This window comes from Pontivivens marinum, from assembly GCF_900231835.1.
Taxonomy (GTDB): Bacteria; Pseudomonadota; Alphaproteobacteria; order Rhodobacterales; family Rhodobacteraceae; genus Pontivivens; species Pontivivens marinum.
Genome location: NZ_OCTN01000006.1, coordinates 99,237 through 124,838, shown reverse-complemented (window position 1 = coordinate 124,838; position 25,602 = coordinate 99,237). Strand labels below are relative to the sequence as shown.

The window sequence follows — 25,602 nt, the reverse complement described above, 5'->3', positions numbered from 1 at the left end:
GGGCTATTCCTGAATCTGTACGATCACCTTGATCAACTCCGCCCGATCCGCCGCCAGCGCGCCGAAGCATTGCTCCAGCTCCTCCAGCGAAATCACGCGCGAGCACAGGGCGTCGGCGTCGATCTGTCCGTCGCGGAAGGCGGCCATGACCCAGTCGAAATCTTGCTTTAGCGCGTTGCGGCTGCCGATCAGGCGCATTTCGCGTTTGTGGAATTCGGGGTCGCTGAAGCTGAGCACATCCTTGACCACGCTGACCAAGGTATAGGTGCCGCCATGGGCGACGGCGACGAAGCCTGCCTCGATCGCGGCGCCGTATCCGGTGGCGTCATAAACCACGTCGAACCCGTCACCCTTGGTCGAGGCGATTGCGTCCTCGATATTGGTAAAGCACTGGTCGAAGCCGAATTTATCCGCCGCGCCCTGCAACCGTTCGGGGCTGAGGTCGAGCAGCGCCACATTTGCCCCGCAGAGCCGTGCAAACAGCGCCGTGCCGATGCCGATGGGGCCAACGCCGGTCACCAGCACCGTATCGCCGCGCGCGACGCCCGAACGGCGCACCGCATGGGCGCCGATGGCCAGAAACTCCACCATTGCGGCCTGTCGCGGGGTCAACCCGTCAGCGGCGTATAGATTGCCCGCAGGCACGGCCAGTTGCGCCGTTAGCCCGCCATCGCGGTGTACGCCCAAGACATTGATATTCGAGCAACAATTCGGCTTTCCCCGTTGACATGCGCGGCAGGTTCCGCAGGACAGATAGGGGTTTACCACCACCAGATCGCCCGCCGACCAGCCATTGCCGTCACTGACCACGCGACCGCTAAGCTCGTGCCCGATGGTGCGTGGATATTCCAGAAACGGGTGTTTGCCCTCAAGGATATGGTAATCCGTGCCGCACAGGCCCACGCAGCAAATGTCGATCAGGACCCAGCCATCCGGCACGTCGGTAATGGCGGGGCGCTGCTCAATCGCGAACTGGTTCGGTTCGCGGACAACGCCCGCCTGCATGGTTGCGGTACTCATGTATTCTGCCCCCGTGGTTCCCAATCATCGGGCAGGGTGCCCTTGATAATCAGGCTTAGAATGTCGTCCTTGTTCACGTCCTCGATCTTGAAGGTGCCGACATTGCAGCCCTTGTTCATGACCATCACGCGGTCACATAAATCGAACACGTCGTGCAGGTCGTGGCTGATCAGGAAAATGCCGATGCCCTCCTGCTTTAGCTTGACCGTCAGGTCCGCCACCATCGCGGTTTCCGACGGGCCAAGGGCGGCTGTCGGTTCATCCATGATCAGCACTTTGGCCTGAAAATAGATCGCGCGGGCGATGGCGATGACCTGCCGCTGGCCGCCGGACAGGCTGGCCACGGGGTCCTTGAGGTTTTTGAAATTCGGGTTGAGCTGGGCCAGCGCGTCGCGGGCCTCGCTATGCATCCGGGTTTCGTCCAGATTGCCGAAGCGGGTTTTCAGCTCGCGCCCCAGAAACAGGTTCGCGGCGGCGTCCAGATGATCGGCCAGCGCGAGGGTCTGGTAGATCGTCTCGATCCCGTATTTACGGGCGTCCTGCGGGGTTTTCAGCTCGACCTTGGTGCCATTGACCACGATATCGCCGCTGGTCAGCGACATCGCGCCGGACAACATCCGCATCAGGCAGGATTTACCGGCGCCGTTATGACCCAGCACGCCGACCACCTCGCCGGGGAACAGATCAACGGAAACACCCTGAACCGCGTGAACGCCGCCGAATTGCTTGCGAATGTCGCGCATCTGAACCAGCGGCGCGCCCGTGTGAGTGGTGTCCAACATGACAAACTTTCTTTGCAGGGATTGGATGGGCCAGCGGGAGAGCGCTGGCCCAGGGCCGGATCAGTACAGAACGTTCTGCGCAACCGGCGTGTCGATGTTCTCTTGCGTGACCATCACAACACCGGTGTCGATGAAGTCTGTGACCGAGTTGCCTGCCAGAATGTCGGCAATCGCATTCACGCCCAGCTCACCCATCTGGAACGAGCCCTGAACAGCCGTGGCCAGCAATGTGCCGCTGGTCACCATGTCCTGCAAATCAGCATTGCCGTCGAAGCCGATGGCGGTCAGCTGGCCAGCCTTGCCTGCCTGCTCGATCGCGCGGCCCATGCCGATTGCTGTGGGTTCATTCGCGCCGAAAATGCCGATCAGGTCGCTATTTGCGGCCAGAATATCGGTGGTCTGGTTCAGCGCCGTCGCCATTTGCGATTGCGAGTAGAACGGGCCAACGATTTCGATGTCGGAGTTTTCGCCGATATAATCGACAAAGCAGCCCACGCGGCCCAGCTCGGACCCGACGCCTGCGACATAGGACATCACGGCGACTTTGCCTTCGCTGCCTGCATCCTCGATCATCAGGGCGGCGGCTTGTTCGCCCGCTGCGCAGTTATCGGTGGACAGGAAGGTCTGGTAATATTGCTCGCTGCCCTCGGCCAGACCGCTGTCGATGATCGCGACGGGGATGCCGGACTCGAATGCGCGGCGCACAACGGGGGCCAGTGCCTCGGGGTCGGACGGGGCCAGAACGATGCCTGCAACGCCGCGGTTGATGGCGTTTTCAACCAGTGCGACCTGATCCGCGATGGCGGATTCCGATGCGGGGCCGTTAAAGGTCATCGTGTGCTCTGCGTGGCCCTCGATCGCGGCGGAGGCGCCCTTGTTTACGTTCTGCCAGAAATTGGAGTTCGTGGTTTTCACGATGACCGCAATCTCACCCGCTGTAGCGATGGAAGCAGTTGCGACGAGGATGCCTGTTGTCAGGGCTGTTATCGTTGATTTCTTCATGGTGTTTCCTCCCGTTTGAAGATGGTCGTTGGTTATTTTCTGTTCCGGATTTGATCGATATAGACGGCGCCTATAACGACGATTCCGATTATTATTTGTTGGATAAAGGCGGAGGTTCCGGCCATGTTCAGGCCGTTGCGCAACACGCCAATGATGAACGCGCCGATCATGCTGCCCGAGATACTGCCGACGCCGCCCATCAGGGATGCCCCGCCAATAACCGAGGCCGCAATCGCGTCCAGCTCGTACATCACGCCCTCGTTCGGCTGAACCGTAACAAGGCGCGACATCAGGACCATGCCTGCCAGACCGGCCAGCGCGCCGGAGGCAGTATAGGCCCAGATATTGGTGCGATCGACATTCACGCCGGACAGGCGGGCGGCTTCCTCGTTGGAGCCAACGGAGAAGATGTGCCGCCCGATTTGACGTCGCTGCAAAAGATAGGCGCCAAGGATCGCCATAATCACCAGCAGGATCGCAGGGTAGGGAATGCCGGGGAAAATCACGCGCGGAAAGCCGTTATCCTGCATTTCCACCAGACGAAACAGCGCGCCATTGCCCAGCCAGCCAAATGCCTCGCCCAGACGGCTGATCGGGGCCGCGCCGGTCAGTTGCAGGGCAATGCCGCGTGCAATCATCATCATGCCCAGCGTTGCCACAAAGGGCGTGATCCGCATTTTCGTGATAATCAGCCCGTTCATCAGGCCGCAAACGCCGCCCGTGACAACGCCCATCACCATGGCGGGCGCGACGGGCAGGCCCGCCTTGATCAACAGGCCCGCAATCACGCCGGACAGCGCCAGCACCGACCCCACACTAAGGTCAATGCCGCCGGTGATGATGACCATCGTCATGCCAATCGCCAGCAGCCCGATAACCGAGGTTTGCAACAGCACCGTCAGCCCGTTATTGACCGACAGGAATGCAGGGCTGGTAAAGGCGAACACGCCGATCAGCAGCAGCAATGTCAGCAGTGCGGACAGCCGGTGCAGGGCCGATCCTGTCGGCAAAAACCGAAGTTTTTGTTTTTTTGTCGTATCCGGCATGGGGCCTCTCCCGAGCGATCAGCGGGTGATCGTTTTGTCGTTCGATCAGTTGCTGATCGGTGTGTCTTTTATTATAATAAACATTACGGCGTGCGAATTTGCACGTCAAATGGTTTTAATTTTTTTGTACATATCCTAAAAAACATCTGAAAATCAGGCGCTAGCAAAGGCATCGCAGATCATGGCCCGCACAAATACGCGCTTTGTCGAAGCGTTTAACGAGATTCTAACCCTTTGCGAAGAAACAGGAATTGGCGGTGCGATGCCGTCGGAAAACGCATTGGCCGCGCAATTCGATGTCAGCCGCACCGTGGTGCGCGGCGTGCTGGCCCGTTTGTTTGACGAGGGAATCATCTCCGGCACTGGGCGTGAGAAACTGATCCAGCGCCTGCCGACGCCCGCCGATCAAATGCAGGGTCCGCCGGTTCTGCTGACGATCGAGGAGCTGGAGGGCAAGTTCCTCGACTGGGTTTTGCGCATGGATGTGCCGCCGGGCACCGTGCTGAACGTGGCGCAACTGGCCAAGGAGTTCAGCGTCGCGACCCATACCTTGCAGGAGTTTTTCTCCTCGCTCAGCCGGTTCAGCATCGTGGCGCGCAGGCCCCGTGGCGGGTGGGAGCTGAACGGCTTTACCCCCGATTACGCGGTGGAGCTGTCGGATTTCCGCACCGTGCTGGAGCTGAATTCGGTCCGGCATCTGGTTGAGCTGCCGCCGCAGCACCCGATCTGGGCCAAGCTGGACAAGCTGGAGGCCGATCACCGCGAGTTGTTGCAGCGGATCGACACCGATTATCACGACTTTTCTGTATTGGACGAGGCATTCCACGCCGCGATCAACGGGGTTGTCACCAACCGCTTCGTCAAGGAATTCCAGAACATCATCTCGCTGGTGTTCCACTATCATTTCCAGTGGAACAAATCGGATGAGCGCACACGGAACGAGGCCGCGATCCACGAGCATCTGGCCTATCTGGACGGCCTGCGCAGTGGCGATATGACCCGCGCCGTGGATGCAGCGCGGGCCCATTTGATGACCTCAAAGCAGACATTGCTGAACTCGCTGAGGGTGAACAGCCATACCGGTTAGGTGGTTACGAATTCCAGCGCGGCATCGGATAGCGGAATGTTCAGCGCGTCCAGATTGCGTTGCAGCGACCGCACGCGCCCCGTGCCCATCAGGACGGAGCACGCCGCCGGATGGTGCATCGCGAATTGCATCGCGGCCTGTGCCAGTGTCATGTCCAGCGCCTGCGCTTTTGCATCCAGTGCGGCGACCTGATCCATGATGTCTTGCGGGGCAGGGGCGTAGTCAAAGGTTGCGCCCTCGACCGCGCCGGTGGCCAGAATGCCCGAATTCAGGATGCCGCCCAGCACCAGCGATGTGCCCTGTTCTGCGCATAGGTCCAGCAGACCTTCCTCGGCCTGACGGTCCAGCAGGGTCAGGCGACCGGCCAGCAGGATCACGTCCAGCGGGGTGTGTTTCATCACGTCGATGCAGACCTGACTTTCGTTCACGCCCAGCCCGAATGCCTTGATCCGGCCCGATTGTTTCAGGTCGTGCAGCGCGCCGATGCCGGAGCCGAGGAAAGCGTCCATATGGCCCGCATTGGCCTGCTCACCATGGGTATAAACGCCGATATCATGGGCAAAGACGATCTCGACATGCGAGGTGCCCAGACGTTCGCAACTGCTCTCGAAACTCTCGCGGATGCCATCGGCGGAATAGTCGTAGCGCACATCGTTGGGCAGGGGGTAGATGAAGCCGTCCGCCTCGGCCACTTGCGTACCGGGGGACAGGACGCGGCCCACTTTGGTGGACAGGACGTATTGGTCGCGGGGCTTGCCCTGAAAATACGCGCCCATCCGTTGTTCCGACAGCCCGCGCCCGTAATGCGGGGCCGTGTCGAAATAGCGAATACCGGCGGCCCATGCGTGATCCATCACGGCGTTAACCTCGGCATCTGTGACCTGCCGCGCCATGTTCCCGATATTCGAGCCGCCCAGCGACAGATGCGTCACGTGCAGATCGGTTTTGCCGACGCGCTTGGTTGGAATGTTCATCAGGTCAAATCCTTGTTGCGTGCAATGATGGCCGACAGGGTCGGCTTGGGGCTGGTATCGCCCTGTTCCGCCGCCCAATCGCACATGGCCGCGATGCGGCGGGTGATTTTCTGTTGGTGGTTTTGCGCGATATCCGCAATCCGGTGGTCCAGAAACGGATTAGCAAAGCGGTCCAGCGTGGTGGGAACATAGGCGTCGAATTCCGTGGCCAGACCCGCGGCGGCAAAGGCGGGGCGGACCTCGGTTTGCAGCATGGTGCGCAGGGCGGCGACGGTATCGGGATCGGCCATCAGGTCGCGCACCAGAATGCTGTCTGGTCCCTGCTGCGCCAGCCAGTTATCCGCCAGATAGGTATGGCCGAGGTTCAGGACAAACAGCTTTAGCGCCTCGATCTGCGCGAGGGATTTCACCACCTGCACCGCGGGGTGCACGCAGGGCAGGGTCAGGCGGGGCTGATCCTCGATCGCCCACAGCGCATAGGGCTCGGCCACCGCTCCGGCGGGCTCCAGCGGTTGCGACACGATGCGATCCACCAGTGAGTTCACCCAGATCACGTCCTGCTCGATATAGCGGATCAGCGCGGCGTCGCCCTGCGCCAGTTCCAGCACGCGGCGTTTCAGGACCGCGCCATTATCCACGATCAGCTCCATCGGCATGATCTGAATCGGCGCACCCCCCGCCGCCAGACGGGCGCGCAGCAGCAGGGTCAGCTTGGCCGGATAGGACATGGATTGATCGAAACTGTCCGCACTATCAGCGGGTTGCGGGGTAAAGCCGCTATCGCCTGTATTGGACAGCACGATTTTGGTATCATTGGTAAAGGTCTGCACCACGTCGGCCCAGTTCAGCGCCGTGGACAGGGTGCGCGCGATGCTGGTGACGGTGATCGTCTGGCGGATTTCGGTGCCGTTCTGCACCCCCTCCACCCGCACGGGATAGGCGCCGACCAGTCCTGACAGCCGCGTGGCGCGGGTGGCATCGCCGCTGCTTTGCACCACGGTGATCGGCCCGACATCCTGCCCCTGCGCCATGGCTTGCGATAGAAACAGGTCGGCATGGGCCTGCAAAAAGCGGCTGGTTCCGAATTGCAGGATGGGGCTGGTCATGTCGTGTCCTTTCGGGCGGGAGCACTTTACTCGATATGTTTTTAATTATACAAAACACCAAATGCGTCAAGCAAACAATCAAAGGACCGCGCCATGACCCATCCCGTGCAAATCGACGCGCATCAGCATTTCTGGCAGATCGCGCGCGGGGATTATGACTGGATGGATGATAGCGTTGACCCGATCCGCCACGATATTCTGCCTGCGGATTTGGCCCCGATGCTGGCCCATCACCATGTCAGCGGCACGGTTCTGGTACAGGCGGCCGCGACGGTGGCGGAGACGGAGTTTATGCTGGGGCTGGCCGAGGAGAACGGCTTTATCATGGGTGTTGTCGGCTGGGTTGACCTGACCGACCCCGATGCGCCCGCCACGCTGGACCGCTTGGCGCAATCGCCGTGGTTCAAGGGCGTGCGTCCGATGTTGCAGGATACTGAGGCGACGGACTGGATTTTGCAGCCGCAGGTGATGGAGAATTTGCACGCCTTGGCCGCGCGCGGGTTGCGGTTGGATGCCCTGATCCAGCCGCGTCATCTGGACGTGATCGCGCAGGTTGCTGCGCAAGTGCCGGAGCTGCCCATCGTGGTGGATCATTGTGCCAAGCCGGTGATCGCGGACGGGGCTGATGCGGGCGATGCGTGGCGGGCAGGCATGGCGCGACTGGCCGGATTGCCGAACCTGTGGTGCAAGGTTTCGGGCCTGGCGAACGAGGCGGGGTCGAACTGGTCCGCGGCGGGCTTGCAAGGGGTTGTGGACCACGTTGTCGGCGCATTTGGTGCGGAGCGTGTCATGTGGGGCAGCGATTGGCCGGTGCTGGATCTGGTCGGGTCCTATGCTGAATGGCGGGCCGTATCCGAGGCCCTGTTTGCGGAGCTTACAGCGGCGCAGCGGGAGGCGATTTACGGACAGACGGCGATAGGGTTTTACGGGTTGGAGGTTGCACAATGACCGTTCAGATTGCGTGCATTGGTGAGCCCTTGGCCGAGATTTCGCAGGGCAATTCCGGCCTGGGCGTTGGCTTTGGCGGCGATACGTTGAACACCGCGATCTATTGTGCGCGCCTGGCGCAGGGGCATGACATCGCGGTGCATTATGTCAGCGCCGTCGGGCAGGATACGCTGTCACAGGGGGCCGTGGATTTGCTGGCGCGTGAGGGAGTTCGTACCGATCACGTCACCCGCGATCCCGCGCGGCAAATCGGGATTTATGCGATTCAGAACGATGCGGCGGGTGAGCGCAGCTTTCACTATTGGCGCGACCAATCCGCCGCGCGTCAGATGTTTGCCGAGGATAACGCCTCGCATCTAGCCGCGATTGAGGGCTGCGATCTGGCCTATCTGTCGGGTATTTCCATTGCCATTCTGACCCAGCCCGCCCGTGATCGTTTGTGGCTGGCCTTGCAGGCACGGCGGGCGGCGGGGATGCGCGTTGCCTTTGATTCCAACTACCGGCCCAATCTGTGGGACAGCGCTGGGGTTGCGCGGCGCGAGATTGCCCGTTTCTGGCAGATCACCGACATCGCGCTGCCCTCGCACGAGGATGAGCAGGTGCTGTTTGGTCAGGCCGATCCGCAGGCCATCGCCGCTCGCTTGGTTGACGGCGGCGCGCACAGTGGAGCCGTGAAATGCGGCGCGGATGGGCCGATTGCGTTGAGCGGCCCGCAGGCTGGTCCCTATTTGCAGGCGGAAAAGGTGGTGGACACAACCGGCGCGGGCGACAGTTTCAACGGCGCCTATCTGGCCGCCATCGCGCGGGGCGAGCCGCAGGAAAGCGCCCTGCAACTGGCCCATAATCTGGCACTACAGGTGGTCGGCCAGCGCGGCGCGATCATCGATTTGGCCCCTGCAGTGCGGCGCATGGGATCGGTCATTCGGCTGAAGCCCGAGCATCTGGACGAATATAAACGCCTGCATGCCGATGTGTGGTCGGGGGTGCTGGCGCGGTTGCGCGCGTCCAACATCACCAATTACTCGATCTATCTGAAACAGCCGGAGCATCTGATGTTCGGCTATTTCGAATATCGTGGCACCGATTTCGCGGCGGATGATGCGGCCATCGCAGCGGACCCCACCACGCAGGAGTGGTGGGCGCTGTGCGGCCCGATGCAGGACCCGTTCGAGACCCGAAAATCAGGCGAGTGGTGGGCCGAGATGGAGGAGGTCTTCCACCTCGACTAACGCTTATTCGACGTCCAGTTTCAGGAACGACGCGATGGACAGGTAGAATCCGTCGGGCCGGTCGAAGTTCAGGACGTGGCGTGCGCCTGCGACCTGTGTGAACTCTGATCCGGGGCAGGCGGCCGCCATGGCGCGCATCGTGTCGGGCGCGGCGGCAACGTCGTTTTCGCCCGCGATAAACAGGGTCGGGCAGGTGATTTTGTCCAGATCCTTGAGGTAGTCCAACCCCTTGAGCGCGGCCGCGCCGCCGCGATAGCCCTCATCCGAGGTGCTGAGGAAACCGTCGCGCAGGGCCTGCTCACGGTCGGGATGGGTGCTGCGCGTATCATCGCTGAGCCATTTATCAACGGTGCCGTTCCAGACCCCCTCAACCCCGTCGGATTCCAGCACGGCCAGACGGTCCACCCAGTTTTGGACAAAGGGCGGCGGGGCGTCGGCGCGGGCGGCGCAGCAGATGATTTTCTCGACCCGATCAGGGGCATGAATGCCCATTCCCAGCGCCGTCATCCCGCCCATGGACAGCCCCATCACATGCGCCTTTTCCACGCCGTGATGGTCCAGCACGCCAATCGCATCCGCCACCAGATCGGCAAAGGAATAGGGCGCGGGGGGTGTCGGGCTGCGACCATGGCCCCGCGCATCAAAGGTGATCGTGCGGTAATGGGCCTGTAGCAATTCCAGCTGCGGTTTCCACATTTCGCCCGTCGCGCCAAAGCTGTTGAGAAGCAGGATAACCGGCGCGCCCTGTGGCCCGCTGATTTCGGAGTGGAGCGGTTGGTTGGTCATCGGGCGTCTCTTTCATCTAAACCTGTTTGATCCGACCTTAGGCCCGATCAGGGGGTCCGTAGAAATGATAATACGCGCTGAATGCTATCAGGTTTTCTGATTGCCCTATTGCGCCGAATGCAGGGGGATTTCCAGTGTCGAATTCAGCTCCTCTTGCAGGATATCGGCAAAGGCCTGCGCGGCGCGCGATAGCGGTTTCGAGCGTGGCTCGATCCGCAGATAATCCACGTAAAGCGGCGGATCGGCCAGCGGCAGCACGCGCCGTTTGGTGCCGTCCAGATCGGTCACGCACAAAATGCCCGGCAGGATCGAAACCCAGTCCGACCGCGCCACCAGATCCAGCGTGCCATACATGGTGTCGATCTCCAGAATCTCGCGCACTTCGATGCCGTTTTCGGCCAGATAGCTCTCGATCCGCGCGCGGCGCGTATTGGTCCAACTGGGGACAACGATGCGCTGGGGGGGCAAGTCCTTCAGGCTGACCGTGTCGGTCATCGACAGATGCGTGCCCGCCGCGCAGACAAAGCATTCCTGATCGCGGCCCATCGGCGTGCCCAGCAGGAAGTTGTTCTGGATCAGGCTGGGCACCACCGCGAAATCCAGCTTTCCGGCGGAGACAACATCGGCCAGCTCGCCTGAATAGGCCTCGGAAATGGTGACGCGCACCTCGCTATATTCCTGCGAGAAGCGCAGCAGCACATTTGTCAGCACGGATCGGGTAAAGGTGGGCATCAGGCCGATGCTGATATGGCCGACAACCGCCTTGGACAGATAGCGCAGCTTTTCCTCGGCGTTGCGGACAACGGCCAGAACCTTCACCGCCTCCTTATACAGCGAGTTTCCGGTTTCTGTCGGGGTGACGCCGGATGAGCTGCGGATGAAAAGCTGCACGTCATAGCGTTTTTCCATCTGGCTGACATGCATGGACAGCCCCGATTGCGTGGCGCCAACCCGTGTGGCGGCGGCGGAAAACGAGCCTTCCTCGTACACGGCGACGAAGTAGCGGAGCTGTTGCAGTTTCATGGCGACCTATCAGGATTTCTTTTGGACAGTATGCTTTTATATTAATTGATTTGAACCCCATTCTGCGAAATAAATATTTCCGGTTTTATGCGCTGCACAGGCAGCGTTTCTATGAACGTTTTCAGATAGATCGGAGCTGTATATGACACCGCTACCCCGCCTGATGGTCGCCCCCAACGGGGCGCGGCGCAGCAAATCGGACCATGCAATGCTGCCGATAACCGATGATGAGATCGTAGAAATCACCGTTCGCTGTGCCGCCGCGGGGGCCGATGGTGCCCATGTTCACATCCGTGATGAGGACGGCAGCCACCAGATTGATGCGGGCCATTACCGCGCCATTCTGTGCCAACTGCGTGAGGCGGTGCCGGATATGTACCTGCAAGTCACGTCCGAATCCGCCGACCGTTATTCCGCCGCTGAACAGCGCGCCATGATGCGGGAATTGAAGCCCGCCAATGTGTCCGTTGCGATGCGTGAAATGGTGCGTGAACCGGCGGATTGGGTCGAGGCGCAGGGGTTTTACGAATGGGCGCGGGGCAATGATGTGGACGTGCAGCACATCCTGTATTCCCCGCAGGAGGTCCGCAGCTTTTGCGACAGCGTTGATGCGGGGCGGATTCCGGGGGATCACCACCTGATCCAGCTGGTGCAGGGAACCTATGCCAATGGCTCCACCGGTAAGACGGCCTTGGCCGAGTATCTGGAGGAGATGAGCACGCAGGGCGGCGCGACATTTGACTGGATGCTGTGTTCGTTCGGGGTCGAGGAAACCGACGCGCTGGCCGATGCCGCACGGGCAGGGGGCAAGGCGCGGGTCGGGTTTGAAAACTCGCTGTGGAACAAGGATGGCAGTCTGGCCACCGATAATGCCATGCGCGTGCGGGAAGTAGACGCCGCCATCCGGCAGGCCACCCGCGCATAAAACGCGCATAAAAAAAGCCCCGCCATCATCTGGCGGGGCTTTTTCGTATTCGGGTTCTAGATCAGGTGGCGCAGGATGGTGGTGAAGGTTTCCAACTGCTCGTCACTGAATTGGCTGAAGGATTCATCTGCGTGGGCCTCGGCCAGTTCCCAACACTGATCTGCCTTTTGTGCGCCGGTTTCGGTCAGGATATAGCCGTTACCGCTTTGCGCGATCATGCCGCAGTTTTCCAGATTTAGCAGCGCCTCGTTCACCTCGACCATCGGGGCGTTGAGTTGCACCAGCATCTGGTCCGCATCCAGTCCCACGGTGGTGTTCATCACCAGCAGGGCGCGTGCCTCGATCAAGTTGATGTCCAGCGCGTGCAACTTGGGCTGATAGCGATCCTGATAACCCTGAATCGCGCGGATCATCAGAAAGAATTTGTGGTTGCCCATCCGGTCCGCATGGGGGGATTTCGCCATTTCGGGGGCGGGCTTTTTGGGCGCTCCCGGATGGTTGAACACCATGGAATACGACCCCTGATGGAAGCAGAGCGGCGAGCGGCCAAGATCGTCAAAGGCCACAACCCGTCCGACATAGATCCAGTGATCACCGCCATCCAGCCTGTCGTAAGCCTCGCACTGGAACCGGCCCGCGCAGTTGGGGAACAGGGGCGCGCCGCCGATGCCGGCCTCCCACTCGACCCCCGCAAATTTATCCATCTGCTGACGGGCAAAGTGGTTGGACATGTCCATCTGGTCCGAGGCCAGAATGTTTACCGCGAAATGCGTGGCGGATTCGAAAATCTCGCAGCTGCGCGCGGTTTTCATGCTGCTCCACAGGATCAGCGGCGGGTCCATGGACAGGGAATTGAAGCTGCTGGCGGTGACGCCGACCTTCTCTCCATCCGCGCCCTGCGCGGTGATGATGGTTACGCCAGTGGCAAAATTACCCAGCGCGCGGCGAAAGGCCTTTGGGTCAATATCGGCGTCACGAACTGGGGATGTCATAGTAGACTCCTGATCTGTGCAAGGGGGGATGTGGGCCACGATGCGCGGTGCACCGTGGCGCGGGATATTCAGGTCGGGGAATAGGCGGGTTCGTTCTTGGTCGCCTCATTCAGGATCGGCATGACCTTCTCGGCCATCAGGATCATTCCGTCGCGGCCCAGATCGTAATCGGCCCAGTCATGACCGGCATAGACGAGGTGCTGGAACGGGCCGGTTTGTTCGCGCAGGGCCAGCACCTGATCCGCCACGGATTCAGGATCGCCGTGGATCACCAGACGGTCCATGACGTAATCCAGCGTCACATCATCGTCGGACATGTTCTGATCCTCTTTGAACAGGTTCAGACGCCCGCCTGCGCGCAGCTTGGTCAACAACTGGCTGTAATACAGAACATAGGGGCTGCCCGGATCGCGGGCATAGGCGCGGGCGGTCTTTTCGTCCTTGGCCACGCAGATGTTTTTCGCGACGCGCCAATCCTCGTAGGAGGCGACATTGCCCGCCTGTGCGCAGCCCTCGGCGTAGTTTGGCCAGTGGGTCGCGGCCCATTTGGGCAGCAGGAAGTTCGCGGAAATCGGCTGCCAGCCACGGGCGGCCATGGCGGTGACGCCCTTGGAGAATGGCGCAACCACGGTGCCGATGATCGGGGGGTGGGGGTCCTGATAGGGCTTCATAATGTCGCCCTGACCGATTTCGCGCATCATGGTGCGTTCGGTGGACACCTCGAAGAAGTCACCCTTGAGGTTATAGGGGGCCTCACCCGCCCAAATGGCCAGAACCATGTTGATGCATTCGATGAACATGGCGTTGCGGTCCTTGTCCATCGTGCCGAATACCTCGGCATCGGACATCAGGCCGCCGGGGGAGATACCGAAATTCAGGCGTCCCTCCAGCATGTGATCCAGCATCGCAACCTCTGCCGCGACGCGGGCAGGGTGGGAATTGGGCAGGTTGACCGTGCCGGTGCCCAGACGGATGTTTTTCGTCTCGTATGCCAGGCTGGCCAGAAACGCGACGGTCGAGGTGATGATCTCTGCCTGGTCGGTCGTGTGTTCGCCGCAATATGCCTCGGCGAAGCCCAGCTTATCCGCCAGAATGAACGCTTCGCGATCCTCGGCTAGGCTCTTGGAAAAGGGTTTTCCCAGCGGGTGAATCGGCATCGTGAAAAAGGACAGCTTCATTACAATCTCCTCGGTTGCGGGGCAGATTGCAGCAGTCTGTCCCGTGTGGAAATTGATAGTTTGTTATGCTTTCTATCCGGTTTTCTGATAGCCATCCGGCGGCCAAAAACGCAAAGGGGCGCAGCAATCGCCGCGCCCCGAATTCAGACCCCCGCAGGGAATGCGAACTTTAAATCAAGCGGTTGGAATATCCGTCACATATTTCGGAACGTGATAGCCACGCTGCACTGCGGGACGTTGGGCGATGGTGTTGTACCATGTGCGCACATTGGGGAACTCGGCCAGATCGATCTGTTGCCAATCATGGCGCGACACCCATGGCCAGATCGCCATATCCGCGATGGTATAGGTGCCGGTCCCCTCACCCACGATGAACTCGCGATCCTGTAGGCGGGTGTTCAGAACCTTGTACAGGCGGCGGGCCTCCTTGGAGTAGCGCTGCTCGGCATATTCGGATTTGCCCGCGTTATATTTAACGAAGTGGTGGACCTGTCCCAGCATCGGACCCATGCCGCCCATTTGCCACATCAGCCATTCAACCATGCGCCAATATTCGTCGCCGTCTACCTGAAAGCGATCATATTTTTTGGCGAGATACATCATGATCGCGCCGGTTTCCATCAGGTGCATACCGGTGTCGTGATCGACAATGGCGGGGATGCGATTATTGGGCGCGATTTTCAGAAAGTCGGGGGCGAATTGCTCGTCCTTGGTGATGTCGATTGCCTTGGCCGTGTAGGGCACGCCCAGTTCTTCGAGCAGGATGGAGACCTTGCGGCCGTTCGGCGTGGTCCACGTATACAGATCAATCATCGTCGGTCCTGTTGCGTTGGTTTCGGTTGGTTCATTGCTATTGGCTTTGCGCGCATGAGGGAAGGAAAATCGGCGTGAGGGGGTGGGTATTGGTTGACCAATAAGTGCGAGTGAAACCAGAAGCGCCCTGTAAATACGGCCAATAATTTATGTTGCCACAGCATTTATAGCGCGCTACGCAATATGCAGACTGTGATTCAAGACAATTGGTCAACCAATAGTGACAGGGTGGAACGATGGCAGATACGGCAACCGCGGATAAAAACATGACCCCGCCCGATACGATGCGGGCATGGGTTCTGGGCGATCCGCAGGAATTAACGCTCAAGGAAAAGCCGGTTCCCGTACCGGGTAAGGCAGAGGTTCTGGTGCGCATCGACGCGGTGGCGATCTGTGCGACGGATCTGGAGATCCTGTCCTATGGCACCCCCGCGCTGATCGAGGGCGGCCCGCCCTTTAACAAGAATTTTACCCCCGGCCACGAATATATGGGCACCGTTGCGGCCCTTGGGCCGGGCGTTGACGAGTTCGAGATCGGCGACCGTGTGACCGTCGAAATCCACGCCGGATGCGGGCAGTGCAAACGCTGTCGCATGGGCATGTACACGTCGTGCCACAATTACGGATTGAACTACGGCGACAAGGATAAGGGCCACCGCGCCAACGGTTTCACCACCAATGGCGGCTTTGCCGAATATGCGGTGAACAACGTCAACACCCTGATCCGCGTGCCCGACCACATGTCTGATGAGGAGGCGACGCTGGTCGTTACGGCCGGAACCTCGATGTACGGGCTGACGGAATTGGGCGGTCTGGTCGCGGGGGAAAGCGTGGTCGTGATCGGCCCCGGACCCATCGGTTTACTGGCTGTTGCAGTTGCGAAGGCGCTCGGCGCGTCGCCGGTTATTCTGGTCGGAACCCGCGAAAGCCGCAACGAGATTGGCCGTCAATTGGGCGCGGATTACGTCATCAACGCGCGCGAGGAGGACGTCGTTGCGCGGGTAAAAGAGCTGACCGGCAAGGGCGCGGATTACGTTGTGGACTGCGCCGGCACCGAAACCACGGTGAATCAATCGGTGCATATGACCAATCGCGGCGGGCGAATCTGCCTCGCGGCCTTTCCGAAATCGGCGGTTTCGTTCGATCTGGGCGCGTTGGCGGTGAACAATATCTACCTTTACGGCATTCGGGGCGAGGGGCGTTCGGCCACCCATCGGGCGATGGCGTTCATGGCGGAAAAGCGATTCGATGCCAGCCTTGTCCACACCCATACCTTCGCGTTGGAGGAGCTGCCCACGGCGCTGAAATACGCCAAGGAGCGGATCGATGACGCGATCAAGGTTGTCGTCTCGACACGGCCAGATGCGCCAAATGGCGCGAAAAAATAACGGTTTCAGGGGATAATCACATGACCAAAGCACGACGCGGAATTTACGCAGCAGCCGTTTCACCCTTTCAGCAGGACGGGTCCTTGGACCATGCCAAGCTGTTGGAGTATTGCCAACATTTGCTAACAGATGGCGGCTGCGACGGCGTGGCCCCGACCGGCACAACGGGCGAGGGGACCTCGATCGCGATGGCTGATCGTCTGACCCTGCCCGAGGTTTTTGCCAAGGCGGGGGTGGAGCGGGATCGCGTGATCTTCGGCACCGGCGCGCCATCGGCGGGCGATTGTGTGGCGCTGACACGGGCGGCGGTGGATGCCGGTTTCGTCAACGTGCTGGTCCTGCCGCCCTATTACTACAAGAACGCCCCGGATGACGGGCTGTTCGCCTATTACGCTAATTTGGTTGAGAAAATTGGCAGTGATGATCTGCGGATCTACCTGTACCACTTCCCGCAAATGTCGCAGGCGCCGCTATCCACCGATCTGGTTCTGCGGTTGCGCGCAGCATTCGGTCCGATCATTGCGGGCCTAAAGGATAGCAGCGGCGATTTTGCGCAATCCCGTGCCTTTATCGAGGTGACAGGCGGGGTTGAGGCTGATTTCGACGTTTATCCGTCTTCCGAGGCGTTTCTGTGGGATGGTCTGTCGATTGGATCGGCGGGGATTATCTCCGGCTCGACCAATGTGACGGCAAATCTGGTGCAAACCGCGCGCAATGCGGCGGAGGGTGCAGATCGTGACGCGGCGATGAAGGTGGTTTCGGATGCGCGTGCCATGGCCGGAAAATATCCGCTGATGGCGGCGATGAAAACGGCGGAATATCTGCGCAGCGGCGATGAGAGCTGGCTGCAAATGGCCCCGCCCTTGCGCCCGCTTTCCGACGAGCAGGTTGCCGCCTTGCGCGCCGATCTGACCGCACAATCCCTACTGTAACCCCCGCAAAAGATAGGAAAACCGATGGCACAGCACGGACCAGATCATGTGGAGATTAACGACGACCCCGCCGCCTTTGCCCACTGGCCCGAGGGCCTGCATGCGGAGATGCTGGGCGACCTGAACAATGGTTGCGTCGGGTCGCAATTGGTATCGGAAACGGAGACGATGCGCATCTGGCATTTGCGCATCGCCCCGGGCAAGAGGTGCCGGTTTCATCGCCATGTGAACCGCTATTTCTGGACCGCGCTGGTCGGGGGGCCGGCGCGGGGCTATTTCTCATCCGGTGAAATCCGCGATGTCGTGCATTATCAGGGTGAAACGAAGCATTTCGACTATGGTGCAGGCGATCAGATGGTGCATTCGGTGGAGAATATCGGCGAGACGGAGCTGATCTTTGCCACTGTCGAATTCATCGACGGGCCGAATGCGCCGCTGCCGGTGCCCGACAGCATTCGCCTGTCGGTATAAACGCAAACGCCCCCGTTGATCGGGGGCGTTTTGCTATCTCAGTCCGGTTTTGCGCGGGCGATGGGCAGTAAAACGGCGGAATTGTCCAGATCGCCCTCACCATGATCCAGCGCGTCGCGCATCATGTTGAGATAGGTTTGCGTGAAAGGCAGCCCTTGGTTCGCCTGCGCCGCCTTATCCGCGATCAGCTCGAAATCCTTATGCGATTGCACGATCCTGCCCTGCGCGGTGAAATCGCGGGTGGCCATCAGCGTGCCCTTGCCATCCATCACCGAGGAATAGGCAGCCGATGCTTTGGCCAGATTCAGGAAGTCATCGGGCGCAATGCCCAGTGTTTCGGCAAAGACCATCCCCTCGGCCAAGGCGGCGCGGTTCAGGCCCAGAACAAGGTTGATCGCCAGCTTCGCCCGATTGCCGTTTCCATGATCGCCAACATGGATATGGGCGCGGGACAGGGCCTGAAAAACGGGGGCCAAATCGTGGGCCACGTCCCTGTCCCCCGCCACCATCAGCAGCACGTCGCCCGCGGCGAGCGAGCGGCTGGTGCCGGAGATCGGGGCCTCGATCAGCGTGATCCCCTTGGCCGCCGCCATCTGCCCCAAACCGGCCATGCGGTCGGGATCGCACGTGCTGACGGAAATCAGGGTGGCAGTGATCGCTGGCGCATCCACGATCAGCGATTCCAACTGATCCGTATCGAACACGCAGGAGAAAACGCAGCCGGTTTCCCAGATGCTCTGCGCATCGCATGCTTTGCCGCCCATCTGTTCCAGCGCCGCCCCGCGTGCAGGGTCGGGATCGCAACCGCTGACCTGATATCCATTTGAAATCAAGCGTATGGCGATGGCGTTGCCAATCAGGCCGATGCCGAAAATACCGATGGGTCGGGTCATGTCGCGGGCTCCTGTTTCGTGGCAAGGTCGCTGAACATCGCGAACAACCATGAGAAATCACGGGCCGCATCCCCCTGCTCACAGGCGGTGGACAGCAGCGCCTGCGTCATCGCGGTATAGGGTGCCGGGCCGTTCAGATCGCTGGCGAAATCGCGGGCCAGTGCCATGTCCTTTTCTAGGTTCGAAATCCGCGATCGGGCATTCATTGTGCCGCTGAGGATATCGCGGGGAAAGCGCACCTCGGTCACGAAGCTGCGGGCATTTCCCGCGTTCAGAACTTCGGTCGCGGCGGCAACATCCAGACCGGCGCGTTGGGCCAGTGACAGCCCCTCGCAAGTCGCCATGAAACTGCTGTGCAGGATCAGATTGTGGACCAGCTTCATCGCGTGGCCCGCGCCGATATCGCCCATGCGGAACCGTTGGGACGAGATTACATCAAGCACGTCGTCGATCTGCGCGATAACCTCGGGATCGCCACCCATCATCAGGGTCAGCGTACCCGCATCCGCCCCCGCCGCGCCGCCGGTCATCGCCGCATCGACATAGGAAAATCCACGGGGTTTCAGTTTTGCCGCCAGCGCGATGCTGGCCTGCGGGTTCGAGGTGGTCAGATCGACGATAATGCAATCATCCGCCGTGCTGTCGCCCAGAAAACCCTCGATCTGGGCGGTGCTGGGCACGACGAAAAAGAGGACCTTTGCCGTACGCAGAACATCGCCATCCGTGACGGCATCGCTGAAATCACAGGCGGCGAATTGGGCGGGGTCGCGGTCACTGGCCACCACCAAATGGCCCGCGCGATCCAACGCGCGGGCGATGCCCTGACCCATCTGGCCAAGGCCGACAATGGCGACGGGCAGTTTTGCCGCGCTCACTGCGCCTCTTTCATATCCGCCAGCATGGCCAGCGAATGGTTCGACAGAGGCAGGGTGATCGGGTCGCCGCATTCGGCGGAAATATCGGCCGCCAGATAGGTTTCCATGACCATCCGCGCATGCTCGGGCGAGGTCAAAGGCTCACGATCCAGCAAGACGGATTCCAGAAAATGCAATGTTTCCGGACCCATCTGACCCGCATACATGTGGTCTACATCCTCACCCGGCATGGTGGACATGGGGAACTGCGTCGCGTCCTTGACCGTGTTCAGCCAATTGTCGCGGGACGTATCGTCGAGGATCAGCGCGCCGTCGGTGCCGGTAATCTCGATCCAGGTGCTGCAATAATTCGGGAAGCTGGGCGGCAGGTTCCAGCCGCCGCCGACCACGACCAGCGTGCCGTCGGACATGGTGACCGTGCTCCACATGCAATCATACGAGCCGTTCAGCTCCTTCATGTGGCCATAGGCGCCCTGCGAGTAAACCTTGACCGGTTTTGCGGGGGCCAGCAGCCAGAAAACGAAGTCCAGATCATGGGTGGATTCCATCGCGGCGGGCGACAGTTTTACCCGATTGGCGATGCGCGCGCCCAGGCTGCGCGACAGGTGGCGGCTGACCATGACGTTAACGACATTGCCCAGCTTGCCCTCGGAAATCGACTTTTTGGCATAGGCGATTTTGGGGTTGAAGCGCTGCGAATAGCCGATGGTGAACTTCACGCCCTTGTCGCGGGCAATGGCGATCAGGTCGTCTGCCTCTCCCAATTCCATGGCGATGGGTTTTTCCAGCAGCACATGCTTGCCCGCCAACAGGCAGGCGCGGGCGATGGGGTAGTGCGTAGGCTCGGGCGTGGTCGAGATGTAAACCACCTCAATCGCAGGGTTTTTGACGATGTCGTCATAGTCCAGCGTGGCGGTGGCGGGGTTGGTTTCCGCCTTTACTTCGGCAAGCCGCTCAGGGTTGATTTCGCAGATATGCAGCCGATCGACCAATGCCGATTTCGACAGCGTAACAGCGCGCATTCCGCCACACCAACCCGTGCCGATAACGGCCACTTCAACTTGCCTCATAATGCTCTCCCGCTTTATGTAAATCTTTGAGATAAATTACAATTTGCTGATCGGGCACGCCAACAAGGATAGTTGATGTGCGCTAACAGATTTATTGAAAACCGCCGGTGCGCGGCGCGGTCATCATGGCCAGCGTGCTGTCCAGATGGGCCTGCATCGCGGCATAGGCCTGTTCGCCGTTTCGGGCCTGCAACGCAGCCAGAATTGCGTCATGTTCGGCAAAGGAATGATAGGTGGCAGGCGGGCGTTGGTCGGTCGTGTCCAGTTTTCGCCACACAACCACCAGCCGCACGCGGTTGATGATCTTATGCACCGCGCCCAGCAGGGAATTGCCCGCGGCCTCGGCTATCATTTCGTGGAAATCGCGGTCCAGTTCCTCGTATCTGCTCCAACTGGTGGCGTCGCGCATTTGGTCGGACAGGCGAGCAAGCTCTTGTAATTGTTTAGGGGTTGCATGCATCGCGGCCAGTTGCGCGATTTGCGGCTCCACCACCATGCGGGCGTTCATCGCCTCTAGCGGGCTGGTGGTTTCAGCCAACGACATAATGGTGCGTTTCATCCCGTCGCCGCGTTGGGGGCGTTTGGGTTTGGCCAAAAACGTGCCGCGCCCGACGGATCGGGTCAGTTGGCCGTCGGCTTCCAGCACCAGATAGGCCTTGCGCAGATCGGCGCGGCTGACGCCCAGTTCAGTGCAGAGGGTGCGTTCGGGGGGCAGGCGGTCGCCCTCTCCCAATCCTGAATTGGTGACCCAATTTTGCAATCTAATCAAAACCTGATCATCCATAGCGCACCTGTTTTTGCCTGCGATAAATCAAATGAAATCTACAGGATTTCTTTTAATTTAACTGGTTTTTGTCTATCCTCGGATCAGATTCGAACCTGACGCGCCGTGTAAAAATGGTCAACCAATTTCTGAGGGCGCGCCAGCAGGGCCTAGGCCAGAATTTTCGATTACACCTGATCCCGAGGCGACATATGCGCGACCGTTTCCCCCGTTTCAGTAAAGGTTCTGGTGACCTCGCGCGCGCCGTAAATCCACAGGATGGTCAGCGGGCCGTCGCCGGTATTCTTGAAATAATGCGGTACGTTGGCGGGAACGAAGGTGGTGTCCATCGCGCCCAGTTGCATCAGTTCACCACCGATCAGGGCCTCGGCCTGACCGGACAGGATCGTGACCTGTTCCGCGCAATTATGCGAATGCAGCGGCGCGGCGCTGTTGGCGGGAAAAACCGTCGTGCCGGTGGTAAAGGGCGCGGTCGCATCCGTGTTTTTGCCGACCATCAGCCGTGTTTCGACCAGATCGCCCCGCGCAAAGGGCTGGATCTCACCGTATCGGACCACTGTTCCATTCGTCATGTTTTCGACCTTTCGTTTTGTTAAAAATAGGAGCGACCAATGTCCCCATCAGCCACTGTTTCTCATCAGGATTTGCGCGGGTTTATCGCGCGATGCCTTACGTCCTGCGGAATGCCCGCCCCCGATGCGGATCGGGTGGGCGCGTTGATGGCGCGCGCGGATTTGATGGGGCAGGACGGTCACGGCGTGTTTCGTTTGCCGATGTATATCAAGCGGATACGCGATGGCGGTATGAATATGCTGCCCGAATTTTCCGTTCTGCAAGACCGCGCCGCAACCGCGCTGATTGATGGTGATAACGGGATGGGCCATTTGGTGATGGAGCATGCCACGCAATTGGCGATGGAAAAGGCCCGCACCACCGGTGTTGCATGGGTCGGGGCGCGGCATTCCAACCATGCGGGGCCAGCCTCGCTGTATGCGATGATGCCCGCGCAGCAAGATATGATCGGGATTTACATGGCGGTGGGCAATGCCAACCACATGCCGCCATGGGGTGGAACGGAATTGTTGCTGGGCACAAACCCGATTGCGGTTGCACTGCCCTCCTCGAACAATCCGCCGATCGTTCTGGATATGGCCACCACCGTTGCCGCCTATGGCAAAGTGAAAACCGCCGCCCTGCGGGGGCAGCAAATGCCCGAGGGTTGGATGATCGACCGCAACGGTGATCCGCTGACCGATCCGACCAAATCCGCCGAGGGGTTCCTGCTGCCGATTGGCGGGCCAAAGGGATACGGGCTGTCGCTGATCTTCGGTATTTTGGCGGGCGTGCTGAACGGCGCGACCTTCGGCCGTGATGTGGTTGATTTCAATGCGGATTCTGTTTCGACGACGAATACCGGTCATATGATCCTCGCATTGGATATCAAGGCATTTGCCGATCCGGATGTGTTCAAGGCGGATATCGACAAGGTGTGGCAGGAGCTGAAAACCAGTGACCGTCTGCCCGGTGCCAGTGAAATCCGCTTGCCGGGGGAGCGTATGCACTCCGTCACCCAAACCCGCACCCGCGATGGTATTCCGTTGCCCGTGCAATTGCGTGAAAAGCTGGCTGCCATGGCGGCCGAGTTGGGCGTGCAGCCGCTGTAAAACGGCAAAACGGCCCCGAAATACATCGGGGCCGTTTCGTTTCAATCGAACTTACTGCGAGGTCAGCGTATCAACCAGCGCCTCATAGGCGACGGCCTGCTGCTCACGCAGTTCCTGATATTCAGGACCGGTCATCGGGTCGATGCTTTCACCCAAGCTGCCCATCAGACGAACGAATGTTGGATCGGTGGACAGGGATTCAAACGCGTCCGACAATGTAGCAACAACGTCATCCGGCGTGCCGGCAGGGGCCAGAATGAAGCGGTGCATATAGCCGATATCGCCGGTCACGCCGACCTCAGCCAATGTTGGAACGTCCTCGTAGAGACGCTCTTCGCCAGCGCTGGCCAGAACGCGGATATCACCGGCGTCACGCAACGCGCCGATTGCCGACGGGAACGCCATCGTGAAATCGGAATCGCCCGAAAGCAGAGCCTGCATAGCGGGTCCGCCACCCTGATAAGGGACGAGGTTCATGTTCAGGCCCAGTTGCTGCATGATTTGCGCAGCAGGAACAAAGAACGCACCCCAGTTGCCGGAATGGCCGATGCTCAGCTCGCCCGGACGCGCCCGTGCATCCTCAACCAGATCCTCGAATGTCTCGTAAGGGCTGTCAGCGCGCACGATGATCGACGCAGGCGCATAGTTCACCCGTGCGATCGGGATGAAATCCTCCATCGGGTCATAGGGCAGGTTGTCAACATATTGCTGCAACATATCCATGTAGTTGTGCGAGAACAGCAGCGTGTAGCCATCCGCATCCGCGTTCGCGACTTCCTGCGTACCCTTCTGGCCGCCAGCACCTGGTGTCAGGCGCACAATCATCGCTTGCTCCAGATAGGTCGGGATAACCGAGGTGATGATCCGCGCGTTCAGATCGTGCGATCCACCAGCACCCAGCGGGATAACCAGCGTAACGGGCTTCTCGGGGAACTCGGCCGCCGCAGGGGCCAGCGTCAGGGTCAGCGCACCGGCGGATAGCGCCAGAACCGAGAGAGACTTTTTGACTAATTTGGAAAACATTTTTTTCTCCTCCTTGTTGATTTTCATAGTCTTTTTAGTCGGCGCAACGGACCCCGCTGCGCCAACGGTCGTTAGTGTGTCCGTGGAATGCCGTAGAGACGGCGCCACAGCAGCGCACCGATAATCGGTGCTGCGATCAGCACGGCCAGCGCGCCAATACGTTCCGTTGCGAAGAAGGCCAGCGCGTTGCCATTCGACATCGCCATGGTTTGACCGAACGCATATTCCATCGATGGGCCGAGGATGAAGCCCATGACGAGGGGCATCACATCGAACTTCGCGGCCTTGGCGATGATCCCGAACACGCCGAATGCAACCAGCATCAGCAGGTCAACAGGGTCCGAGCGGTACACATAGGTGCCGGCAAAGGCGAACATGATGACCATCGGGATCAGGATCGATGTTTTGATCGTGACAAGGCGCGAGAAGAACGGAACCGACAGATACCCGATGACGAGGAACAGCAGGTTCGCGATGACCATTGCCACGAGGATCGCGAAGACGGTTGCGCCTTGCTCCTCGAACAATTGTGGACCGGGGCGCAGGCCCTGCGCAACGAACGCACCCAACAGGATCGCGGTTACGTTGTCGCCCGGAATGCCCAGCGTCAGCAGTGGCACCATGGTTGGGCCGTTCACCGCGTTATTTGCGGCCTCGGCTGCGGCAACGCCCTCGATCTCGCCCTCACCAAAGGTTTCGGGGTGGTCCGAGGCGTTCTTGGCCGCGGAGTAGCCCATCATGGCGGCAACGATCTGACCCAAGCCCGGAACGATACCGATCATGGTGCCGATCACAGTGGAGCGGCAGATCGTTTTCAGGCAGCGGCGGAATTCACCGAGGCTCAACCGCTCACCAACCAGCGCCGACAGCTTGCGTGCCTTGTCATTGCGGATCACGACCGAGGCAACCTCGGGCAGGGCAAACAGGCCGATCAGCATTGGCAGCAGCGGAATACCCGATTTCAGGTCGAACAGCCCGAAGGTAAAGCGCTCCGCCCCGCCCAGCGGGTCCGTCCCGATAAAGGACAGCCACAGGCCCAGTGCCATCATGATCAGGCTTTTCAACGGGTTCGCCGCCGATGTTGCCGCGATGATGATAAGGCTCATCAACAGCACTGCGAACAGTTCTGGCGGGCCGAATTGCATGACCAAAAACGCGATCGGAAAGATCATCATGATGGTGAAGATGTCGCTGCACGTATCCCCGAAGACCGAGGAGAACAGCGCCATATCCAACGCTTTGCGCGACTTGCCCTTTTGGGTCAGCTTGTAGCCGTCCCTCGACGTGGCCACCGCCGCCCCTGTTCCGGGCATGGACAGCAGGATCGCGGGAACGCTGCCGCCGAAAATACCGCCCTTATAGATGCCCAGCAGGAACGGGATGCCGACAATCGGCTCCAGAAAAAACGAGATGGGCAGCAGGATCGCCATCGCCATCAACGTGGTAAACCCCGGCAAAGACCCGACCAGCATACCGCCAAACAGGCCAATACACATCATAGCCATGGTATCCAGCCGCATGGCCATACCGAAGCCTTCTGCAAATTGCTCAATCATGATTGCCTCTTAGCGTCTTGAATTTATTATGTTTC

General features: G+C 60.0%; 26 protein-coding genes. 8 read left to right on the top strand and 18 right to left on the bottom strand.

Translation table 11 applies throughout. The features are described 5' to 3' along the window. Nucleotides 1-3: 3 nt before the first annotated feature. Genes CR254_RS13900 through CR254_RS13885 form a run of 4 tightly spaced genes read right to left on the bottom strand, consistent with a single transcriptional unit; the run spans nt 4 to nt 3,850 of the window. Nucleotides 4-1,020 (bottom strand): zinc-binding alcohol dehydrogenase family protein, encoded by a 1,017-nt coding sequence (locus tag CR254_RS13900; protein ID WP_097931007.1) that lies wholly within the window; start codon nt 1,018-1,020, stop codon nt 4-6. Then, on the bottom strand, nt 1,017-1,802 hold the full coding sequence (locus CR254_RS13895) for an ATP-binding cassette domain-containing protein (RefSeq protein WP_097931005.1): 786 nt from the start codon (nt 1,800-1,802) through the stop codon (nt 1,017-1,019). The genes CR254_RS13900 and CR254_RS13895 overlap by 4 nt, the downstream gene beginning before the upstream one ends. 60 nt (nt 1,803-1,862) lie before the next feature. Then, the gene (locus CR254_RS13890) at nt 1,863-2,804 is read right to left on the bottom strand and encodes an ABC transporter substrate-binding protein (protein ID WP_097931003.1); all 942 of its coding nucleotides are present in this window, start codon (nt 2,802-2,804) and stop codon (nt 1,863-1,865) included. A gap of 32 nt (nt 2,805-2,836) precedes the next feature. Then, nucleotides 2,837-3,850: an ABC transporter permease gene (locus CR254_RS13885; protein ID WP_097931002.1), complete on the bottom strand. Its 1,014-nt coding sequence runs from the start codon at nt 3,848-3,850 to the stop codon at nt 2,837-2,839. A 181-nt stretch (nt 3,851-4,031) separates the two neighbouring features. Here CR254_RS13885 and CR254_RS13880 point away from each other — a divergent pair, with 181 nt between their 5' ends. Continuing rightward, on the top strand, nt 4,032-4,937 hold the full coding sequence (locus tag CR254_RS13880; RefSeq protein ID WP_097931000.1) for a GntR family transcriptional regulator: 906 nt from the start codon (nt 4,032-4,034) through the stop codon (nt 4,935-4,937). On the opposite strand, the gene CR254_RS13875 is transcribed toward CR254_RS13880, so the two are convergent. Together CR254_RS13875 and CR254_RS13870 are read right to left on the bottom strand one after the other, a co-directional pair. Next, on the bottom strand, nt 4,934-5,911 hold the full coding sequence (locus tag CR254_RS13875; protein ID WP_097930998.1) for an aldo/keto reductase: 978 nt from the start codon (nt 5,909-5,911) through the stop codon (nt 4,934-4,936). The two genes, CR254_RS13880 and CR254_RS13875, sit on opposite strands and share 4 nt — an antisense overlap. Beyond that, complete coding sequence (locus tag CR254_RS13870; RefSeq protein WP_097930996.1) at nt 5,911-7,017, bottom strand: mannitol dehydrogenase family protein; 1,107 nt, start codon at nt 7,015-7,017, stop codon at nt 5,911-5,913. The genes CR254_RS13875 and CR254_RS13870 overlap by 1 nt, the downstream gene beginning before the upstream one ends. A 93-nt stretch (nt 7,018-7,110) precedes the next feature. Here CR254_RS13870 and CR254_RS13865 point away from each other — a divergent pair, with 93 nt between their 5' ends. Continuing rightward, nucleotides 7,111-7,965 carry an amidohydrolase family protein gene (locus CR254_RS13865; RefSeq protein ID WP_097930994.1) on the top strand — a complete coding sequence of 285 codons (855 nt, stop codon included), beginning with the start codon at nt 7,111-7,113 and terminating at the stop codon, nt 7,963-7,965. After that, the gene (locus CR254_RS13860) at nt 7,962-9,194 is read left to right on the top strand and encodes a PfkB family carbohydrate kinase (protein WP_097930992.1); all 1,233 of its coding nucleotides are present in this window, start codon (nt 7,962-7,964) and stop codon (nt 9,192-9,194) included. The genes CR254_RS13865 and CR254_RS13860 overlap by 4 nt, the downstream gene beginning before the upstream one ends. Before the next feature lie 3 nt (nt 9,195-9,197). Here the strand turns inward: CR254_RS13860 and CR254_RS13855 are convergent, their stop codons facing one another. Next, nucleotides 9,198-9,980, bottom strand: a complete 783-nt coding sequence (locus tag CR254_RS13855; protein WP_097930990.1) for an alpha/beta fold hydrolase — start codon at nt 9,978-9,980, stop codon at nt 9,198-9,200. A gap of 105 nt (nt 9,981-10,085) precedes the next feature. Further along, nucleotides 10,086-11,003 (bottom strand): LysR family transcriptional regulator, encoded by a 918-nt coding sequence (locus CR254_RS13850; protein WP_097930989.1) that lies wholly within the window; start codon nt 11,001-11,003, stop codon nt 10,086-10,088. 142 nt (nt 11,004-11,145) lie between these two features. On the opposite strand from CR254_RS13850, the gene CR254_RS13845 reads away from it, so the two are divergent. Beyond that, nucleotides 11,146-11,928 carry a beta-keto acid cleavage family enzyme gene (locus CR254_RS13845; protein ID WP_097930987.1) on the top strand — a complete coding sequence of 261 codons (783 nt, stop codon included), beginning with the start codon at nt 11,146-11,148 and terminating at the stop codon, nt 11,926-11,928. A 56-nt stretch (nt 11,929-11,984) separates the two neighbouring features. Here CR254_RS13845 and CR254_RS13840 read toward each other — a convergent pair whose 3' ends face one another. The 3 genes from CR254_RS13840 to CR254_RS13830 form a co-directional block, all read right to left on the bottom strand. Beyond that, nucleotides 11,985-12,920, bottom strand: coding sequence for a p-hydroxyphenylacetate 3-hydroxylase reductase component (locus CR254_RS13840; protein ID WP_097930986.1), 936 nt, complete (start codon nt 12,918-12,920; stop codon nt 11,985-11,987). A 68-nt stretch (nt 12,921-12,988) separates the two neighbouring features. Then, nucleotides 12,989-14,098: an LLM class flavin-dependent oxidoreductase gene (locus CR254_RS13835; protein WP_097930984.1), complete on the bottom strand. Its 1,110-nt coding sequence runs from the start codon at nt 14,096-14,098 to the stop codon at nt 12,989-12,991. Nucleotides 14,099-14,272: 174 nt separating this feature from the next. Beyond that, nucleotides 14,273-14,911: a glutathione S-transferase family protein gene (locus tag CR254_RS13830; protein ID WP_097930982.1), complete on the bottom strand. Its 639-nt coding sequence runs from the start codon at nt 14,909-14,911 to the stop codon at nt 14,273-14,275. A 236-nt stretch (nt 14,912-15,147) separates the two neighbouring features. Between CR254_RS13830 and CR254_RS13825 the strand changes: the two genes are divergently transcribed. Genes CR254_RS13825 through CR254_RS13815 form a run of 3 tightly spaced genes read left to right on the top strand, consistent with a single transcriptional unit; the run spans nt 15,148 to nt 17,702 of the window. After that, complete coding sequence (locus CR254_RS13825) at nt 15,148-16,299, top strand: zinc-dependent alcohol dehydrogenase (protein WP_097930980.1); 1,152 nt, start codon at nt 15,148-15,150, stop codon at nt 16,297-16,299. 20 nt (nt 16,300-16,319) lie between these two features. Continuing rightward, on the top strand, nt 16,320-17,231 hold the full coding sequence (locus CR254_RS13820; protein ID WP_097930978.1) for a dihydrodipicolinate synthase family protein: 912 nt from the start codon (nt 16,320-16,322) through the stop codon (nt 17,229-17,231). 24 nt (nt 17,232-17,255) lie between these two features. Next, the gene (locus CR254_RS13815; RefSeq protein WP_097930976.1) at nt 17,256-17,702 is read left to right on the top strand and encodes a cupin domain-containing protein; all 447 of its coding nucleotides are present in this window, start codon (nt 17,256-17,258) and stop codon (nt 17,700-17,702) included. Between the two features lie 38 nt (nt 17,703-17,740). On the opposite strand, the gene CR254_RS13810 is transcribed toward CR254_RS13815, so the two are convergent. The 5 genes from CR254_RS13810 to CR254_RS13790 all read right to left on the bottom strand — a co-directional run bounded on the left by CR254_RS13810 (nt 17,741) and on the right by CR254_RS13790 (nt 21,896). After that, nucleotides 17,741-18,595: an NAD(P)-dependent oxidoreductase gene (locus CR254_RS13810; RefSeq protein ID WP_180956008.1), complete on the bottom strand. Its 855-nt coding sequence runs from the start codon at nt 18,593-18,595 to the stop codon at nt 17,741-17,743. After that, nucleotides 18,592-19,470: an NAD(P)-dependent oxidoreductase gene (locus CR254_RS13805; protein ID WP_180956007.1), complete on the bottom strand. Its 879-nt coding sequence runs from the start codon at nt 19,468-19,470 to the stop codon at nt 18,592-18,594. The genes CR254_RS13810 and CR254_RS13805 overlap by 4 nt, the downstream gene beginning before the upstream one ends. Beyond that, a complete protein-coding gene (locus CR254_RS13800; RefSeq protein WP_097931069.1) occupies nt 19,467-20,540 on the bottom strand; it encodes a Gfo/Idh/MocA family protein in 1,074 nt (357 codons plus the stop codon). Before CR254_RS13800 ends, CR254_RS13805 begins: the two co-directional genes overlap by 4 nt. Nucleotides 20,541-20,631: 91 nt before the next feature. Continuing rightward, the gene (locus CR254_RS13795) at nt 20,632-21,324 is read right to left on the bottom strand and encodes a FadR/GntR family transcriptional regulator (protein WP_097930971.1); all 693 of its coding nucleotides are present in this window, start codon (nt 21,322-21,324) and stop codon (nt 20,632-20,634) included. Nucleotides 21,325-21,491: 167 nt separating this feature from the next. Then, entirely contained in the window at nt 21,492-21,896 is a 405-nt protein-coding gene (locus tag CR254_RS13790; RefSeq protein ID WP_097930969.1) for a cupin domain-containing protein, read from the bottom strand. A 39-nt stretch (nt 21,897-21,935) separates the two neighbouring features. Here CR254_RS13790 and CR254_RS13785 point away from each other — a divergent pair, with 39 nt between their 5' ends. Then, on the top strand, nt 21,936-22,988 hold the full coding sequence (locus CR254_RS13785) for an Ldh family oxidoreductase (protein ID WP_097930967.1): 1,053 nt from the start codon (nt 21,936-21,938) through the stop codon (nt 22,986-22,988). 51 nt (nt 22,989-23,039) lie between these two features. Here the strand turns inward: CR254_RS13785 and CR254_RS13780 are convergent, their stop codons facing one another. Both CR254_RS13780 and CR254_RS13775 read right to left on the bottom strand, forming a co-directional pair. Beyond that, entirely contained in the window at nt 23,040-24,011 is a 972-nt protein-coding gene (locus CR254_RS13780; RefSeq protein ID WP_180956006.1) for a Bug family tripartite tricarboxylate transporter substrate binding protein, read from the bottom strand. 71 nt (nt 24,012-24,082) lie between these two features. Further along, on the bottom strand, nt 24,083-25,567 hold the full coding sequence (locus CR254_RS13775) for a tripartite tricarboxylate transporter permease (protein WP_097930963.1): 1,485 nt from the start codon (nt 25,565-25,567) through the stop codon (nt 24,083-24,085). Nucleotides 25,568-25,602 lie beyond the last annotated feature (35 nt).